General features: G+C 45.0%; 4 protein-coding genes and 1 pseudogene. 4 read left to right on the top strand and 1 reads right to left on the bottom strand.

The annotated features are described in order from the left end of the window. The first annotated feature begins 5 nt into the window (after positions 1 to 5). From G1O98_RS10615 to G1O98_RS10600, 4 genes are all read left to right on the top strand, one after another. A complete protein-coding gene (locus G1O98_RS10615) occupies positions 6 to 6,611 on the top strand; it encodes a non-ribosomal peptide synthetase (RefSeq protein ID WP_163928761.1) in 6,606 nt (2,201 codons plus the stop codon). A 2-nt stretch (positions 6,612 to 6,613) separates the two neighbouring features. After that, on the top strand, positions 6,614 to 13,285 hold the full coding sequence (locus G1O98_RS10610) for a non-ribosomal peptide synthetase (protein WP_163928760.1): 6,672 nt from the start codon (positions 6,614 to 6,616) through the stop codon (positions 13,283 to 13,285). Beyond that, the gene (locus tag G1O98_RS10605) at positions 13,285 to 17,172 is read left to right on the top strand and encodes a type I polyketide synthase (RefSeq protein ID WP_163928759.1); all 3,888 of its coding nucleotides are present in this window, start codon (positions 13,285 to 13,287) and stop codon (positions 17,170 to 17,172) included. The genes G1O98_RS10610 and G1O98_RS10605 overlap by 1 nt, the downstream gene beginning before the upstream one ends. 140 nt (positions 17,173 to 17,312) lie before the next feature. Beyond that, complete coding sequence (locus G1O98_RS10600; protein WP_163928758.1) at positions 17,313 to 18,350, top strand: methyltransferase; 1,038 nt, start codon at positions 17,313 to 17,315, stop codon at positions 18,348 to 18,350. A gap of 314 nt (positions 18,351 to 18,664) precedes the next feature. On the opposite strand, the pseudogene G1O98_RS10595 reads toward G1O98_RS10600, so the two are convergent. After that, positions 18,665 to 19,801: pseudogene (locus G1O98_RS10595) on the bottom strand (AAA family ATPase); the annotation flags it as partial. Between the last annotated feature and the right edge of the window lie 75 nt (positions 19,802 to 19,876).

The following is a 19,876-nucleotide window of genomic DNA, read 5'->3' as shown; positions in this document are numbered from 1 at the left end:
CGTTAATGGACAACAATTTATTTTCAGTACCAACTCGTGGTGAAGCAACTTTAGTTGACCTGTTACGCAAAAGAGCGCTACAGCAACAAAGCCAGGTAGGATATACCTTTTTAATTGATGGAGAAACACAAGAAGTTAACCTAACTTATGAAGTATTAGATCAAAAAGCTAGATCGCTTGCTGCAAAATTACAAAGCATGAAAGCTAGTGGAGAAAGAGCGCTGCTCTTATACCCGCCTGGACTGGAATTCATTGTGGCTTTTTTCGGGTGTCTGTACGCAGGTGTTACTGCTGTTCCTGTGTATCCCCCACGTCATAATCAGCACATGGTAAGACTACAAGCGATTGTGAAAGATGCCCAAGCTAGTTTCGTCCTGACAACGACATCTGTTCTGACTAATATTGAACACAGCTTAAAGCAAGAACCAGAACTAACAGCTTTACATTACATAGATACCGAGAATCTTACGAACAACTTTGCACTCTCTTGGCAGCCTTTAAAAATAAACAGTGACACTTTAGCATTTCTACAGTACACATCGGGTTCTACGGGAACACCAAAGGGTGTAATGGTGAGTCATGGCAATCTACTTTCCAATTCAACAGACCTTGACAAAGGATGGGATCACACATCAGAAAGCGCCATAGTCACATGGCTTCCTACTTTTCACGATATGGGACTCATCTATGGAGTTATTCAACCGTTATATAAGGGAATTCCATGTTACATGATGGCTCCCACATCCTTTCTGGTGCGACCAATGCGATGGCTTGAAGCGATTTCACGCTACAAAGCAACTCATAGCGGTGCTCCCAACTTCGCCTATCAACTATGCGTAGATAAGGTCACAAGAGAACAACTCGCCACTTTAGATTTAAGCAGCTGGCGTATGGCTCTTAACGGTGCTGAACCAGTTAGAGCAGATGTTCTCAAACGGTTTGCCGAACTGTTCAGCTCATGTGGTTTTAACCTTAGGACTTTCTGCCCTGGTTATGGTTTAGCCGAAGCTACTCTCAAGGTAACTGCCACTAGAGCCAAAGACTTGCCCACTTTTTATACAGTTGAATCAGAGGCACTGAGACAAAATCGCGTGGTAGAGGCTCAAGAACAAGAGCCAGAATCGCTAACTTTGGTGGGATGCGGATATAGCGAAATTGATACGAAAATTGTGATTGTGCATCCAGAATCGTTGACAACCTGCCCTCCAGGAGAAGTGGGAGAAATTTGGGTGTCAGGTACCACGGTCGCACAAGGTTACTGGATGCGAGATCAAGCGACTGAGCAAACCTTTCAGGCATATTTGGTAGATACAGGAGTTGGACCGTTTTTACGCACAGGAGATTTAGGATTTTTGCTTAATGGCGAGTTATTCGTCACAGGTCGTATCAAAGACGTGATTATCATCCGGGGGCAAAATCATTATCCCCAGGATATTGAATTGACAGTTCAGAAGAGTCATTCAGCACTGCGACCGAATTGCGGGGCAGCATTTTCCGTGGAGGTAGAAGGTGTTGAACGGTTAGTCATTGCTCAAGAGGTAGAACGGAGTTACTTACGTCAGATAGATGTAGATGAGGTAGTTAGGGCTATTCGTCAGGCAGTGTCTGAGCAGCACCAGCTACAAGTTTATGCTATTGTGCTACTGAAGACAGCGAGTATCCCGAAAACATCCAGTGGTAAGATTCAGCGCCTAGCTTGTCGGGATGGTTTTTTGAATGGAAATTTGGATGTAGTCGGAGATTGGACAGTGAGTCTTCAACAAGTAGACTTACTACAACTCCAACAAGAAGTAGAAGCCCAATGTGACTCAGTGCATTCTTCAGATAAGTTGCAAGCCGATGGGGAATCGTTCAAACCAGCTTTTACAGAAGAAGCGATCACAACTTGGCTTGTTTCTCGTCTCGCCCTGTCCCTGGGAGTGTCCCCGGATGAGATAGATATTCAGGAGCCTTTTACTGCATACGGTCTAGATTCCCTGATGGCTATCGAACTCAGGAACCGTTTGCAAGCAGAGTTGGAAGTGGACATCCCAATACCAAAACTCTTGGATGGTTTGAGTGTCGTCCATTTAACAAAACTTTTGAGCGAGCAACTTCAAACTGGTTCAGGTTTGACGGTTCCTCCGATTGTACCCGTTTCCAGAAACACAGATATACCTCTATCTTGGGCACAGGAGCGCCTGTGGTTTCTGCATCAGTTGGAAGGCGAAAGTGGTGCCTACACAATACCTTTCACCGTGCGTCTGGTAGGGAATCTCAATATCAAAGCTTTGGAAGGGGCGCTTGGGGAGATAGTGCGGCGCCATGAAGTTCTGCGTACTCGTTTTGAGGTCAAGCACGACAAACCAGTACAAGTAATAGCCCCCAATTTAACCATAACGTTGCCAATGGTGGATCTACAGAATATCCCAGACCCCTGGAAGCAACTAGAGCAACAGGCGATAAACCAAGCTTACAAACCATTTGACCTAGCTAACGATCCTGTGTTGCGGGTCATGCTTTGGCGAGTTTCTCAAGACGAGTACGTACTACTATTAGCGATTCACCATATTGCTGCTGATGGTTGGTCAATAGGCGTTTTGATCCGCGAACTGTCTGCCCATTATCGAGCCATTGTTATGGGTAGTTCTGTTGTATTACCAGAGTTATCTGTACAGTATGCCGACTTTACCATTTGGCAGCGCCAATGGCTGACAAATCAGGTACTAGAGCGTCAGTTAAGCTATTGGAAGCAGGAGTTAGCGGGAGCGCCACCTTTGTTGGAATTGCCTACAGACCGCCCCCGCCCAGCTATCCAGACTTTTCGAGGAGGAACAGAGCGGTTTCAACTAGATAACAAGCTAACTTCTGTGCTTAGACAGATTAGCCAAGAGTTAGGAAGCACTCTGTTTATGACACTGCTGGCGGGTTTTGTGGTGTTAATGTCTCGTTACAGTGGACAAACGGATCTTGTAGTTGGCTCTCCAATTGCCAATCGCAACCGCAAAGAAATCGAAAGGTTAATTGGATTTTTTGTCAACACTTTAGCACTGAGGTTCGATTTATCCAAAAAACTGACCTTTAAAGCCTTACTGGAGCAGGTGCGACAGGTTACTCAAAACGCATACGACCATCAGGATTTGCCCTTCGAGATGTTAGTCGAAGAGTTGCACCTTGAGCGAAACTTAGATCGCAACCCATTGGTGCAAGTGATGTTTGCCCTTCAGAATGCTCCGACCAATCCTTGGGATCTGCCTGGTTTAAGGGTCGAGGAAATACCTTTGGAGCTTGATGCAGTACGGTTTGACCTAGAAGTTCACTTTTGGGAAGTTCCCCAAGGTCTTGAAGGCGTTTGCTATTACAGCAGTGATTTATTTGATGCGGCGACGATCGCCCGCATGATGCAGCATTTCCAGAATTTATTAACGGCAATCGCCACTAACCTAGAACAACCAGTCAACCAATTACCTCTACTGACTGCACAAGAAAAGCAGCAATTGTTAGTAGAGTGGAACAACACCTATACCGCTTATCCGAGTAACCAATGTATCCATCATTTGTTTGTAGCCCAAGTCGAACGGACGCCTAATGCAGTGGCTGTGGTGTTTGAAAAAGAACAACTCACTTATCAGGAGTTGAATGCACAGGCAAATCAATTAGCACATTATTTGCAAAACCTGGGTGTGAAACCAGGTGTGCTGGTGGGTATTTGTGTCGAACGTTCTTTAGAAATGGTTGTGGGACTGTTGGGCATTCTCAAGGCGGGTGGGGCTTATGTACCACTTGACCCAGAGTATCCAACTGAACGTTTGCACTTTATGCTTGAAGATGCTCAAGTTAAAGTGCTGCTGACCCAGCAGCAACTCGTTGACAAACTGCCCCCAAATCAAGCAAACCAAGTATTCTTAGATACTGATGCTCAAGTGATTTCTCAGTCTAGCCAGGAGAATGTCCTTACTGCTACGAAAGCTAGTGACTTGGCTTATGTGATTTATACTTCTGGTTCTACGGGGCAGCCGAAGGGAGTATTAATTGCCCATGATGCACTGCTAAATCTCGTATTCTGGCATCAAAGAGCTTTTGAAATCACCTCAAGTGACAAAGCCACTCAGTTAGCTTCAATAGCATTTGATGCTGCTGTATGGGAATTGTGGCCTTACCTAACCGTCGGAGCAAGTATTTATTTACTCAAGCCGGGAATCATTGCATCCCCAGTGGATTTGCAAGATTGGTTGAAATCGAAAAATGTCACCATTAGTTTTCTACCAACACCAGTAGCAGAGCAATTATTGTCTCTGGAATGGACAGAAAATACAGCCTTGCGAACTGTACTAACTGGGGGAGATAAACTTCATCGATATCCATCAAATTTACTCCCTTTCCAGGTCGTGAATAACTATGGCCCAACTGAAAATACTGTTGTCGCAACTTCAGGGATAGTAGTTTGTGATGGAAGAGATCATAAGATTTCACCACCTATAGGTCGTCCCATAGCTAACACACAAATCTACATCTTAGACGAGTATTTACAGCCAGTACCGATTGGTGTGTCAGGAGAATTGCATATTGCTGGTGATTCCTTGGCGCGAGGTTATCTTAACCGGGCAGAGTTAACACAACAAAAATTCATTCCTAATCCCTTTAGCGATGAGCCGCATTCCCGGCTTTACAAAACTGGGGATTTAGCACGCTATTTACCCAATGGTAATATTGAATATTTGGGGCGCATCGACAATCAGGTAAAAATTCGTGGCTACCGAATTGAATTGGGAGAAATCGAAGCAGTTTTGGATCAACACTCCTTCGTACAAGAGAGTGTTGTAGTAGTAAAAGAAGACACCCTTGGTGATAAATGTCTGGTAGCTTACTTAGTACCCGCTCTTCATCGTCAAACATTACCTCAGCAGGTTGCCCAATTGCAGAGTGAGTACGTTAGTGACTGGCAAATGCTCTATGAGCAAGCCTATGGACAAGCTCAAGCATCCACAGATGACCTCACATTTAATATTGCTGGTTGGAACAGTAGTTACACCAAGCAACCCATCCCAGATTGGGAAATGCAGGAGTGGGTTGAGAATACAGTCAGCCGAATTCAAGCTAATTTTCCACAACGCGTATTAGAAATTGGTTGTGGAACAGGATTACTTCTATCTCGTCTTGCCAAGCACTGTCAACAGTATTGGGGAACCGATTATTCCATCGCCGCCATACAGTACGTTGAGCAAATATGTAACAAGGTTGAGGGTCTAGAACATGTGCAGTTGCTGCACCAACTGGCAGATAACTTTACAGGCATCCCTAAAGGAGAATTCGACACTGTTATTTTGAACTCAATCGTCCAGTATTTCCCCAGCATTGAGTATTTATTGCAGGTTCTCGAAGGAGCAATGACGGCGCTCGCTCAACAGGGTACGATCTTCGTGGGGGATGTCCGCAGTTTGCCATTACTGGAGCCATACCACGCAGCCGTGCAGTTGTCCCAAGCAGAGTCGGATAGAACTATTGAACAATGGCAGCGAATGGTACATTCTAGTATGGCTGCTGAGGAGGAATTAGTTATTGATTCCAGTTTCTTTATTGCCCTTCAGACGCGTTTTCCTCAGATTGATTGGGTAGAGATTCAGCCCAAACGCGGTTACGCTCAAAATGAGCTAACCCAATTCCGCTATGATGTTACCCTCCATGTCGGTACTAATGTTCAAGCAAATACCGTTACTTGGTTAAATTGGCAACTAGACGGGCTTTCGTTCACACAAATTCAAAATCAACTGCAAAAAGAGCAGCCAGAAATGCTGGGAATTAAGCGCGTGCCGAATCAACGGGTGCAGCAAGCATTACAGATTTGGCAATGGTTGGAAAATCCACCAGATGTGGAAACAGTCAGCCAATTGCGGCAGGTATTAGCACAACAGCCAATAGTTGGAGTCAATCCAGAGCAGTTTTGCCAGTTGGGGCAGCAACTCGGTTACACTGTCCACCTCAGTTGGTGGGAGAGTAGCCAGGATGGTTGCTATGATGTGGTGTTCTACCATCATAACTTAAGGCAGACATCTGACACACAACGGGCGATGCCTGGGTTGGGCTATGCCGCCTATGCTTTTTGGGATAGTTCAGCCGTCACAACCAAACCCTGGACTGACTACACTAACAATCCTCTATACGGCAAGTTAGTTCAGAAACTGGTGCCGCAGGTACGTGAATATATTCAACAAAAGCTACCTGATTACATGGTGCCGCAAGCTTTTGTCGTCCTCAATGCCCTGCCTTTAACACCCAATGGCAAGGTAGATCGTCGCGCCTTACCAACACCTGATAGAGCAACTAGAAATCTTTCTACTGGCTTTGTTTTACCGCGCACGCCCATTGAAGCTCAAATCGCTCAAATCTGGAGTGAAGTTTTAGGAGTTGAACGCATTGGCGTTAAGGACAACTTTTTTGAACTAGGGGGACATTCCCTACTAGCTACCCAAGTTCTGTCAGAGATCAACTCAGTTTTTGAACTTGACCTATCTGTACAGATAATGTTTGAGTTTCCTACAGTAGCTGGGATAGCAGACTACATAAAAGTAATGGATTGGGCAACACAAAATTTACCAGTAAAAGAAGTCAGCGTCGAAATAGTGGAGTTATGAGCATGACTAACAGCATTATTGAATTCCTTGATCGCCTGAGCAACTTAAATATTAACCTAGAGGCCAATGGCGATCGCTTGCGCTGTCATGCACCTGAAGGGGTGTTAACTCCAACGCTACTTCAGGAAATAACTGGGCGTAAAACAGAAATTATGCTGTTTTTACAGCAAGCAAAGCAGGTTAAAACTTCTCATCAGTTGCCGATTCAAAGAGTGCCACGGGACGGTGAACTTCCCCTATCTTTTGCACAGCAGCGGCTCTGGTTTTTGCATCAGCTTTCACCCGATAGTCGTTCTTATAATATGCTGTTGATTCTGCGGCTAGATGGGTCGCTCAATATAGTTGCACTAGAGCAGAGCCTGGGTGAACTCATTTGCCGCCACGAGGTCTTAAGAACAACTTTTCCCACAGTAGACGGAAAACCTGTTCAGCGAATTGCCCCTCCTACTGCCTTAACTTTACCAGTCTATGACTTGCAGGCGTTGTCAGCCAAGGAACAAACTGATCGGATTCGGCAAATGGCTAATTCTCAGGCATCTCAGCCTTTCGATCTAGCTGTTGGGCCATTAATACAATTTACTCTACTCCAACTGAATACTCAGGAGTATGTACTGCTGTTGAAGATGCACCACATTATCTATGATGGCTGGTCTTTGAACATCTTTTTTGGTGAGTTATCAATAGCTTATGCAGCTTTCATTCAAGGATTGCCCAATCCACTAGCCCAACTGCCCATCCAATACGCTGACTTTGCCTTTTGGCAACGCCAGTGGCTGACTGGCGAAGTCTTAGAACGCCAACTGAATTACTGGCAACAACAGTTAGCAGGTGCCCCTGGCGTACTAGAACTGCCTACTGATAAACCACGTCCCCCAGTTCAGACCTTCCGAGGTGGAGTTAAGCGTTTTCGACTGGATCGCGACCTCACGCAACGCCTCAAGCAACTGAGCCAGAAGTCAGACGCAACGTTGTTTATGACCCTACTGGCAGCTTTTTTAGTCTTGCTCTGTCGTTACAGTGGTCAGTCAGATATTGTTGTTGGCTCCCCAATTGCTAACCGCAACAACAAGAGCCTCGAGCAACTCATGGGGTTTTTTGCTAATACCCTAGCATTAAGGGGCGATCTCTCTGGCAACCCAAGCTTTGCTGACTTTTTAGCGCAAGTGCGGCAAACCACGTTGTCAGCATACGCCCACCAGGACTTGCCTTTTGAGATGTTGGTGGAAAAGCTACAGCCAGAACGAGATTTGAGTCGTAATCCTCTGGTACAGGTGATGTTTGCCCTCCAGAATACCTCACTGTCTTTTGGGGATTTGCCAGGTTTAATTATCCAAAATATGTCCTTGCCAGTTGATGAAATGGTCAAGTTTGACCTGGAAGTTAACTACTGGGAAGATTCATCCGGTCTTGAGGGTGTTTGGAGTTACAGTGCTGATTTATTTGATGCGGCTACAATTACTCGCATAGTCCAAAATTTTCAAACTCTATTACAAGCAATTGTTGCCAATCCCAAAGCGAGAATTTTAGAATTACCACTGTTGACTACCACAGAACGTCATCAATTGTTGGTGGAGTGGAACAACACTCAAGTAGACTATTCCCACGATCAATGTATCCATCATTTGTTTGAATCACAGGCAGAACGCATTCCCCATGCGGTAGCAGTGGTGTATGAAAATGAACAACTGACCTACCACGAGTTGAATTGTCGCGCGAACCAATTGGCGCACTACTTGCGGTCTTTGGGTGTTGGTCCTGAGGTGCTGGTGGGCATTTGTGTGAAACGCTCACCAGAAATGGTGGTAGGACTGTTGGGAATTCTCAAGGCGGGTGGGGCTTATGTGCCACTTGATCCTGACTATCCCCAAGAACGTTTGAGCTTCATGTTAGAAGATGCTCAAGTTTCAGTACTGCTGACTCAACAGCGACTTGTTGACAAACTGTCACAGCATCAAGCAAACCTTGTCTGTTTGGATGAGATATGGTCACAAATTATCCAAAACAATCAAGATAATCCCGTCAGTGAAGTCAGAGCTTTTCATATAGCTAATGTAATTTACACGTCAGGATCTACAGGCAGACCCAAGGGCGTGATGGTTGAGCATACCGGACTGTGCAACTTAGCTCAAGCTCAAATTCAGACTTTTGGCTTGCAAAACTCCAGTCGTATTCTCCAGTTTGCCTCCCTGAGTTTTGATGCTTCTATCTGGGAATTCGTGATGGCCTTGGGGTCAGGGGCAACACTTTACCTGGGAACAAAAGACTCTTTACTGCCCGGTATACCGTTAATTGAGCAATTACGCAATCATTGCATTACTCATATCACCCTACCACCCTCGGCATTAGCAGTTATGCCTGTAGAAAAACTCCCAGCATTGCAGACTATGATTGTGGCAGGAGAAGCTTGTTCTGCTGAATTAATAAGGCAGTGGTCTGCTGGCAGAAACTTTTTCAACGCTTACGGGCCAACAGAAGCTACTGTCTGTGCCACAATTGCAAAATGCACTGATGGCGACGAGAAAATTTCTATTGGTAGAGCGATCGCCAACACACAAGTCTATATTTTAGACGAAAATTTGCAGCTAGTGCCGATTGGTGTACCAGGAGAGTTACACATCGGTGGTGTGGGGTTAGCCAGAGGCTACCTCAACCGTCCAGAATTGACAACTGAGAAATTCATCCCCAACCCGTTTTATAATTCAAAATCGCGAAGGGTTGCGAGCGAAGCGACGCAATCTCAAAATTCAAAATTATATAAAACAGGTGACTTAGCCCGTTATTTACCAGATGGTAATATCGAATACCTGGGACGCATTGATAACCAGATAAAGATTCGCGGCTTCCGCATCGAATTGGGAGAAATTGAAGCAATACTGAGCCAGAATGGTGATGTGCAGGCATCTTGTGTTATTGTTCGCAAAGATACCCCTGGGGAGCAACGCTTAGTCGCCTACATCGTGCCACAAAACCAGTCAGCACCCACAATTAGCGAGTTGCGTCAATTCCTAAAAACAAAGCTGCCAAATTACATGGTTCCATCTACAATAGTGATCCTGGAGTCGTTGCCCCTAACTCCTAATGGTAAAGTAGACCGCCGTGCCCTACCAGCACCAGAATTAGATCGCGAACTGTTAGACAAATATATTGCTCCGCGCACGCCAATCGAAGAAATGCTAGCGCACATTTGGGCTGATGTCCTCAAAGTAGAGCAAGTGGGCATACATGATAACTTCTTTGAAATCGGGGGACACTCGCTACTAGCAACCCAAGTAATTTCACGCATTCATACCACCTTCAAAATAGAACTACTATTGCGCAGCCTGTTTACAGCAGCAACAGTTGCACAATTGGCGCGAGAGATCCAGCAGTGGCAGCAACAGCAGTTAGAACTGACAGTACCACCGCTTTTACCAACCCCAAGAAATGCACACTTACCACTGTCATTTGCTCAAAGTAGATTGTGGTTTTTAGACCAGTTAAAGCCCAACAGTGCTTTCTACAATATTCCTGGGGCTTTACGACTGCAAGGTCAGCTTCAAGTGACAGCCTTAGAACAAAGCTTGTGCGAAATCATTCATCGCCACGAAGCCTTACGCACCAACTTCGTCACAGTTGATGGACAACCAACTCAAATCATTCACCCAGAAACTGCTTGGACGCTTTCAATTGTCGATTGGCAGTATTTACCAACAAGCGAGCAAGAAATCGCTGCACAACAATTAGCAATCGCACAAGCGCAACAACCGTTTGACCTAGCAAATGAACCATTATTCAGAGCGACATTAGTGGTGCTATCCGACACAGAACACATCTTGCTAGTGTGTATGCATCACATTGTATCTGATGGATGGTCAATGGGTGTGTTTGTCCAGGAACTGGCAGCGTTGTACGATGCTTATTCTCAAGGTCAGCCATTACCCCTTGCACCACTGCCTGTTCAGTACGCGGACTTTGCAGTGTGGCAGAGACAGTGGTTGCAAGGTGATGTACTGCAAACCCAAATGGCTTACTGGCAACAACAACTGGCGGATGCACCAGGTTTATTATCGCTCCCCACCGACCGACCAAGACCAACAGAGCAAACCTTCAGTGGGGCACATCTGAAGTTTGAACTGTCAGTTGAGCTAACTGCTGCGCTGACACAACTGAGTCAGCAACAAGGAGTCACTTTGTTCATGACACTGTTGGCAGCGTTTGATGTATTACTTTACCGCTACACAGGACAGTCAGATATTCTGGTGGGGTCTCCCATTGCTAATCGCAATCACAATGAAATAGAAGGGTTAATTGGCTTTTTTGTCAATACTTTAGTGATGCGTACTGATGTCTCAGGCAATCCCAACTTTGGCGAATTACTTGGTCGCGTCAGAAACATGGCAATTGATGCCTATGCTCATCAAGATTTGCCGTTTGAAATGCTGGTGGAAGCATTGCAGCCAGAACGGAACTTAAGCCATACACCACTGTTCCAGGTAATGTTTGTCTTCCAGAATGCACCCATGCCCGAAGTAGAGCTTGCTGGGTTAACTGTCAGTTTATTGCCAGCAGAAAGTGCAACGGCAAAGTTTGATATAACCTTATCAATGGAGAACACCGCCTCTGGACTGGTGGGTGTGTGGGAGTATAATACTGACTTGTTTGATAGCAGCACAATTTCGCGGATGGCAGGGCATTTCCAGACATTGCTATCTGGAATTGTTGCCAATCCTATTGAGCCAATTTCCCAATTGCCCTTGCTGAGTGAAGTTGAGCAACAGCAGTTACTCGTGGAGTGGAATGATACTACTGTAAAGTATCCTACTGATAAGTGTATCCATCATTTGTTTGAATCACAGGCAGAACGCATTCCCCATGCGGTAGCATTGGTGTATGAAAATGAACAACTGACCTACCATGAGTTGAATTGTCGCGCGAACCAATTGGCGCACTACTTGCGGTCTTTGGGTGTTGGTCCTGAGGTGCTGGTGGGCATTTGTGTGAAACGCTCACCAGAAATGGTGGTAGGACTGTTGGGAATTCTCAAGGCGGGTGGGGCTTATGTGCCACTTGATCCTGACTATCCCCAAGAACGTTTGAGCTTCATGTTAGAAGATGCTCAAGTTTCAGTACTGCTGACTCAACAGCGACTTGTTGACAAACTGTCACAGCATCAAGCAAACCTTGTCTGTTTGGATGAGATATGGTCACAAATTATCCAAAACAATCAAGATAATCCCGTCAGTGAAGTCAGAGCTTTTCATATAGCTAATGTAATTTACACGTCAGGATCTACAGGCAGACCCAAGGGCGTGATGGTTGAGCATACCGGACTGTGCAACTTAGCTCAAGCTCAAATTCAGACTTTTGGCTTGCAAAACTCCAGTCGTATTCTCCAGTTTGCCTCCCTGAGTTTTGATGCTTCTATCTGGGAATTCGTGATGGCCTTGGGGTCAGGGGCAACACTTTACCTGGGAACAAAAGACTCTTTACTGCCCGGTATACCGTTAATTGAGCAATTACGCAATCATTGCATTACTCATATCACCCTACCACCCTCGGCATTAGCAGTTATGCCTGTAGAAAAACTCCCAGCATTGCAGACTATGATTGTGGCAGGAGAAGCTTGTTCTGCTGAATTAATAAGGCAGTGGTCTGCTGGCAGAAACTTTTTCAACGCTTACGGGCCAACAGAAGCTACTGTCTGTGCCACAATTGCAAAATGCACTGATGGCGACGAGAAAATTTCTATTGGTAGAGCGATCGCCAACACACAAGTCTATATTTTAGACGAAAATTTGCAGCTAGTGCCGATTGGTGTACCAGGAGAGTTACACATCGGTGGTGTGGGGTTAGCCAGAGGCTACCTCAACCGTCCAGAATTGACAACTGAGAAATTCATCCCCAACCCGTTTTATAATTCAAAATCGCGAAGGGTTGCGAGCGAAGCGACGCAATCTCAAAATTCAAAATTATATAAAACAGGTGACTTAGCCCGTTATTTACCAGATGGTAATATCGAATACCTGGGACGCATTGATAACCAGGTAAAGATTCGCGGCTTCCGCATCGAATTGAGGGAGATAGAAGTGGTACTGAGCCAACACCCATCAGTTCACTCAGTTGTCGTCACAGCTAGAGTAGACACTTCTGGGGATCAGCGCTTAATCGCCTACATCGTGCCACAACAGCACACAGCACCCACAATTAGCGAGTTGCGTCAATTCCTAAAAACAAAACTGCCAAATTACATGGTGCCAAGTGCTTTTGTTATGCTGGAGTCGTTGCCGTTGACGCCCAACGGCAAAGTAGACCGCAAAGCATTGCCCGCACCAGATTTTCAACAAGCGTTGTTAGCAACTTATGTGGCACCCCAAACTGAACTAGAACAAACAATTGCTAGAGTTTGGCAGCAGGTATTACACCGAGAAAAAGTGGGAATATATGACAACTTTTTTGATTTAGGTGGTCATTCATTACTGATAGCTCAGGTTCATAACCAGTTGCAACAGCTGCTTCCCAAAAAGGTATTAATGGTGGAACTGTTTCAGTATCCTACCATCAATTCTTTAGCAAACTATTTAACTCAGTCGCCATCAGAAAACACCGCTTTTAAGCAAAGCCACCAACAAGTTAATCAGCAAAAAGAAGCAATAAATCGGCATAAGCAACGTAGGCAACGTCAGGAGCAAAAATAATGGAGAAATTTGAGAGGTCCGATTCCCAAGAAGCCATTGCTATTATTGGGATGTCAGGCCGATTTCCTGGGGCAAAAAATGTAGAAGAATTTTGGTACAACCTACGAAATGGTGTAGAATCTATTACGTTCTTCTCACAAGAGGAACTGGAATCAGTAGGTATTGCGAAAGAAGTGGTTCGGCACTCTCAATATGTCAAAGCCAACGGTATTATCGACAATATTGAATGGTTTGATGCGGCATTCTTTGGTATGAATCCAACAGAAGCTGAAATCACAGACCCACAACAACGTCTTTTTTTAGAATGTGCATGGGAGGCATTAGAGCAAGCAGGTTATGAGCCGGAAACCTACTTTGCTTCTATAGGAGTTTATGCTGGAACTGGAGGATTCAACACCTACTTTTTGAATAACCTTTATGCCAATCCTGAGTTAAGAAAATCTGTTGGGGATTATCAAATGATGATTGCTAATGATAGCAATCTCTTATCGACACGAGTTTCTTACAAGTTAAATCTGACTGGACCAAGTGTCACGATTCAAACAGCTTGCTCGACTTCATTAGTCGCAATTTCTATGGCTTGCCGAAGCTTGTTAAATTATGAATGCGATCTGGCTTTGGCAGGTGGTGTTTCAGTGCGAGTTCCCCAAAAAACGGGGTATTTCTACCAAGAGGGCATGATTGCTTCTCCTGATGGTCACTGTCGCGCCTTTGATGCTAAAGCACAAGGAACTGTGGGTGGTAGCGGTGTCGGAATTGTGGTTCTCAAAAGATTAGAGGAGGCGATTGCAGATAGAGATTACATTCATGCTGTCGTCAAAGGCTGTGGGATTAACAATGACGGTGCAAAGAAAGTTGGCTTAACCGCACCGAGTGTGGATGGACAAGCAGCAGTCATTTCCCAAGCTCTAGCTTTTGCTGAAGTTGAATCGGAAAGCATCACTTATATAGAAGCCCACGGAACAGCAACCCCTATGGGTGACCCCATAGAAATTGCGGCTCTCACACAGGTTTTCTCACATTACACTCAAAAGAAAAGTTTTTGTGCCTTGGGTTCTGTAAAAACCAACATCGGACATCTCGATTCGGCAGCGGGTGTTGCTGGTTTAATCAAAACTGTTTGTGCGCTCAAACATAAGTTAATACCACCGAGCCTGCATTTTGAGGAACCATCACCAGAGATTGATTTCGCCAACAGCCCATTCTATGTCAATACCAAACTTTCTGAATGGAATACTCAGGGAACTCCGCGCCGTGCAGGAGTAAGTTCCTTTGGCGTTGGTGGTACAAATGCCCATGTTATTCTCGAAGAAGCTCCGGTTGTTCAAACCTCTGGACAATCACGACCTTGGCAATTGCTAATGCTCTCAGCAAAAACCGATTCTGCACTTGAGAGTGCAACGGTGAATTTGGTGGAGCACTTGAAGGAGCATCCCAAGCTTAACCTAGCTGATGTTGCTTACACCCTAAGTAGAGGTCGAAAGGCTTTTGACTATCGACGGATATTGGTTTGTCGGACTCAAGAAGATGTGATCGCTGCACTCTCAACCAATGAGTCACAAAGGGTTTTGACCAACTTTCAAGAATCCATAAAGCGAAGAGTCGTATTTATGTTTTCTGGACAAGGAGCGCAGTATGTCAATATGGCGTTAGAACTCTACCAAGTAGAGCCGACATTTCGACATCATATTGATGTGGGGACCCAAATCCTCAAGCCGTATCTGGGATTGGACTTGCGTCAGATACTGTATCCCCAAAAGCATCACTTTGAAGAAGCGACAGAGCAACTCAAGCAGACTGCGCTAACACAACCAGCACTGTTTATCATTGAGTATGCCTTAGCGCAGTTGTGGATGTCCTGGGGAATACATCCTCAAGCCATGATTGGTCATAGTATTGGCGAATATGTCGCTGCCTGTCTTGCTGGTGTGTTCTCTTTAGAAGATGCTTTATCGTTGGTAGCAAAACGAGGGCAACTTATGCAGCAATTGCCCCCAGGTGCTATGCTTGCGGTTCCTCTAGAAGAAAAACAACTGCAACCGCTTTTGGGCGAGCAACTGTCTTTGGCTCTAATTAACGGACCTGCTAATTGTGTCGTTGCAGGCACTACAGAGGCTGTAGAAACATTACAACTCAAGTTGATGGCACAAGGGGTGGAGTGTCGCCATCTACACACCTCCCATGCTTTCCATTCCTACATGATGGAGCCGATTTTGGTACCATTCACTCTGGCGGTAAAAAATACCAATCTCAAACCACCTCAAATTCCTTACCTGTCCAATGTCACTGGTACGTGGATAACAGCAGAACAAGCCACAAATCCCAACTATTGGGCGCAGCATCTACGACATGAAGTGCGCTTTGCAGATGGCTTGCAACAATTGTTAAAACAGCCAGAGCAAATCTTGTTAGAAATTGGATCGGGTCGAATATTAACGACATTAGTAAAACAAAATCCAGAGAAAGCCCCAGAGCAAATTGTCCTCTCCTCCTTACGCCATCCCCAGGACGAACACTCAGATGTTGCTTTCCTATTAACAACCTTAGGCAAACTCTGGCTGGCTGGTGTACAGGTGAATTGGTCAGAATTTTTTGCTCATGAGCAACGCCAACGTCTTCCTTTACCAACTTATCCATTTGAGCGTCAACCTTACTGGATTGATGCTCCAGGAATTCCCCAACCGACGCAATTCTCATCTTTACAAAATACTGAACTCACCCAAAAACGAGAACCAATTCATTTGCGACCCAATTTACACAATGCTTATGTTGCTCCCACAAATGAAGTACAGCAAAGCCTGGCTGAAATTTGGCAACAATTCCTTGGGATTGGCGACATCGGTATTCACGATGACTTTTTTGAATTGGGTGGCGACTCTCTACAAGCAGTTCAGCTTCTTTCCCAGTTAAGTCAAACCTTTCAAAAGTCCTTGTCTCCCCATAGCTTACTGCAAGCTCCTACTATCGCCGCGTTAGCGCAACTCATTCAACAGACGCCATCAAAATCTGAGATTTCCACCCATTCACAAACAAAGTCTGTACCTTCATTGCTAGTGGAGATTCAGAAGGGATGCTACGAGCAACCATTATTCCTAGTACATCCTGTGGGTGGACACGTCTACACCTACCGCGATTTAGCACGTTGTCTTGGTTCAGACCAGACAGTTTATGGCATACAATCCCCCGCAGTAGATGGACACACAGAGCCATTGACCAAAGTTGAGGACATTGCGACTCAGTACATTCAACAGTTACGTGTTCTCCAGCCGCAAGGACCATATTTTCTGGGAGGTTCTTCCTTTGGCGGTACAGTCGCCTTTGAAATGGCACAGCAACTACATACCCAAGGTCTTGAGGTAGCACTGTTGGCTCTGATCGATACCCCAGGTCCCGGTCAAATGCCAGTGTTTTTGGAAGAAGATGAAACTGCAATCCTGGTTTACATACTCAGTGTTGGTTTAAATATTCCTATAACAGTCGAGCACCTACAGCAAATGACCTCTGACGAGCAACTCCTCTACTTTTTGGAGCAGATGAAGATGACTGATGCTGGAATAGTGCCTAATTTTGGTCTCCCAGAATTGCGCCATGAACTCAAGCTTTTCAATGTTTATGTGAAAGCGATGCGAAACTATGTACCGCAAACTTATTCCGGTCAAGTCGTTTTCTTCCTAGCTACAGAACGGGACGCATACAATGCCCAAAGTCCAGAGTTGCCTTGGTTGGAGCTAGCAACTTCTGGGGTCAAGATTATACCAGTGCCTGGAAATCATATCACTATGCATAATCTTCCCCACGTGCAAGTTTTAGCCGAAAAGTTACGCCTGAAACTTGATGAGGCAAGACAGTTAATTCAGTACTCAGGAGATAAGCAAGAAAAATCATAACTATGTAACAAAATATAAATTTGTGGAATTTCGTTTGTAGTTGCGCTGTCTTGCCTGCGGCACGCCTAAGGGTGAACGCGTTCAGCACAATTACGAACTAAGAATGATTTATTGACGCCGAGCTATATCAGGAGATGAAAATGTTATTACATGAACAACAACAAAAAAATCAAAATTTATCAACCTTAGACCCCTTGTTTGAAATATTTGATGGATTCGCCAAATCACAGGCAATTTTTGTTGCAGCGAAACTAGGGATTGCAGATATTTTGAACAATGGAGCTAAGAGTGGCAATGAGTTAGCCCAAGCCACAGGAGTCAATCAACTTTTTCTTGAGCATTTGATGCGGATGCTGGTCAGCGTTGATCTATTTTCTGTGGATGAGTACAACAACTTTACATTAAACCTCCTGGGAAAACGTCTCATGACTGGCACTTCTGATTCTCTCAGAAGCACAATACTGGCAACAACACAGATATTTTATCCCTTATGGGGAAACCTGCTACATACTGCTACGACTGGTGAAAGTGCTGTTCAACAAACTTTTCAAACCAGTTTGTATGGTTACGTAGCACAAAATCCTGAGTTGGCAAATCATTTCAACGAGTTCATGGAAGAGACGACAAGAGAATGGCTTTTGCCGCTTCTGGAAGCTTATGACTTTTCCAAAGTTGAAACAATTGTAGATGTCGGAGGTAGTACTGGCAGCTTAATTGCCGTTATTCTTAAGGCAAATACCAAATTACAAGGTATCTTATTTGACCAGGAAGATGTTGTTGCAGGTGCAGGAAAAGTTTTGTCAACGGCAGGAGTTGCTGACCGTTGTCAAATCATTGGCGGCAACTTCTTTGATTCTATTCCCAAAGGTGGCAATCTTTATTTAATTTCGCGAGTTTTACTGAATTGGGACGATAGTCAAGCTCTGAAAATTCTGACGAATTGCTACCAAGCTATGACACCTAACGATCAGCTATTGATTGTTGATACTGTCATGTCAACAGATAACGCGTCACCCTTCCTCAGCTTTTCCACTATCAACTTATTTTTAACTGGTGCTTCTTTGATGCGGACAGAAGATGAATTCCGAAATTTATTGTCAACAGCAGGTTTTCAGGTCACCGAGATGAGCCAAACAAAAAGTTTCTTTAGTTTAATTGAAGCGAAAATAAAACCTTAACGGGTGACAACATAGCTACAAAGCCTTCTTCTACTGGCACTTCAACAAAGAAGAATACATGCGTCAGTCGCCAGGAGTCAGAATCAACTCCTGTTCGACTGGTGGATGAATAATGGTCTGAAGCCCCCGATTTTAACCCTGTTTTGTCAGTTTGGGAGAAGCCTATTGCTGAAAGCCGTTTAGTCTTGTCATGTTTCTTCACCTTATTAACTATTAAAAGGCTGCTATCAATTACTAAAAGAAAGAGCGATAGCGTACCCGCTATGAACCGGTGGCGATCGCCCCCATAGAATCAGGAGACAATCGCTTTCTCATCAGTTCATATTGCGAAACTTAGCAGCACGCAAAGATTGAGTTTTCGCTGCAACCACAGGACTACTAGCCCGTCGTGCGGTTGATGCCCAGGACTGCATCCGCTCGACTGCCGCAGCGTCCTGAATCGCAAGCGGGGTAATGGTTTGACGACAGGTTTCCAGATCAGCAAGTGTTACCTGCTGCGGTCTATCCTCATCGAATGCCAGCAGAGCAGCTTCAGATGCTAGAGTTTCCAATTCAGCACCGGAAAATTTCGCGGTCGAGGCTGCGATCGCCTCCAAATACTCCGATTCCAGATGAATGCCAAAGCGTTGTAGATGAATCGCCAGAATCTGTACACGCTCCGGTTCTGTAGTAAGATCAACAAAGAAAGATTCGTCAAATCTTCCTTTCCTCTTAAATTCACTTGGTAGTGCTGATGGGTCATTGCAGGTTGCAACTATAAACACCCCAGCAGTGCATTCAGCCATGAACGTAAGCAAAGTACCCAAGATGCGTTGAGAAACACCGCTTGTATCGCCCTGACCTGACAGTGCTTTTTCTACTTCATCTACAAACAAGACACAAGGTGCGATCGCCTCGGCAGTTTTCAAAGCACGTCTGACATTCCCCTCAGACTCACCTACCAGACTGCCCAAAAGGGACGCAATATCGAGTTGCAGAAGTGGTAGATTGAGTATACTAGCGATGTTTTTGGCACAGTGGCTCTTACCTGTTCCGGGCGGCCCTGCAAGCAACACACCTTTTGGTTGAGGTAGGTGTAGCTCACGCGCCTCTTGTGCGAATAGCCGCCGCCGCCTCATCAGCCACTCGCGCAGTAGATCCAAACCGCTAAAAGGAATGGTAGCTGGCTTACCCAACTCGATACCCATTTGAGAGAGTAGCCGAGTTTTGTACTCGACAGCTCTGGGGATAAAATCAGCGCCGACAACGACACCATCATTAGTTAAGTTTTCTTTGACTGTTAACCGAAGGAAGTCGCTAATTTCTTCTAAGGTTAAACCCAGCGCTACACGAGAAAGAGTTTCAAATTCAACATTTTCTAGCGTAACAGTGAAAGTTAATTCCTGTTCAATAGCAGACTGTTGTAGGTCATGCAAATAAGAAGTGATATGCTCAAGTATTTGGTCAATACTAGTAGTTTACCAAGGTAACTTTGCTAAGTAAAACCTCTAATTGGTAAAATAGCCAAAAATGGGGTGTAACATGGC

It is taken from the genome of Nostoc sp. UIC 10630, from assembly GCF_010747425.1.
GTDB lineage: Bacteria > Cyanobacteriota > Cyanobacteriia > Cyanobacteriales > Nostocaceae > Nostoc.
The sequence above is the reverse complement of the archived record's forward strand: the minus strand, read 5'-3'. Positions and strand labels throughout refer to the sequence as shown.

What these genes read in the sequence shown, in the direction of transcription:
- G1O98_RS10610 (WP_163928760.1), top strand. Translation starts at nt 6,614, where the DNA reads ATGACTAACAGCATTATTGAATTCCTTGATCGCCTGAGCAACTTAAAT.
- G1O98_RS10600 (WP_163928758.1), top strand. Translation starts at nt 17,313, where the DNA reads ATGTTATTACATGAACAACAACAAAAAAATCAAAATTTATCAACCTTA.
- G1O98_RS10605 (WP_163928759.1), top strand. Translation starts at nt 13,285, where the DNA reads ATGGAGAAATTTGAGAGGTCCGATTCCCAAGAAGCCATTGCTATTATT.
- G1O98_RS10615 (WP_163928761.1), top strand. Translation starts at nt 6, where the DNA reads ATGGACAACAATTTATTTTCAGTACCAACTCGTGGTGAAGCAACTTTA.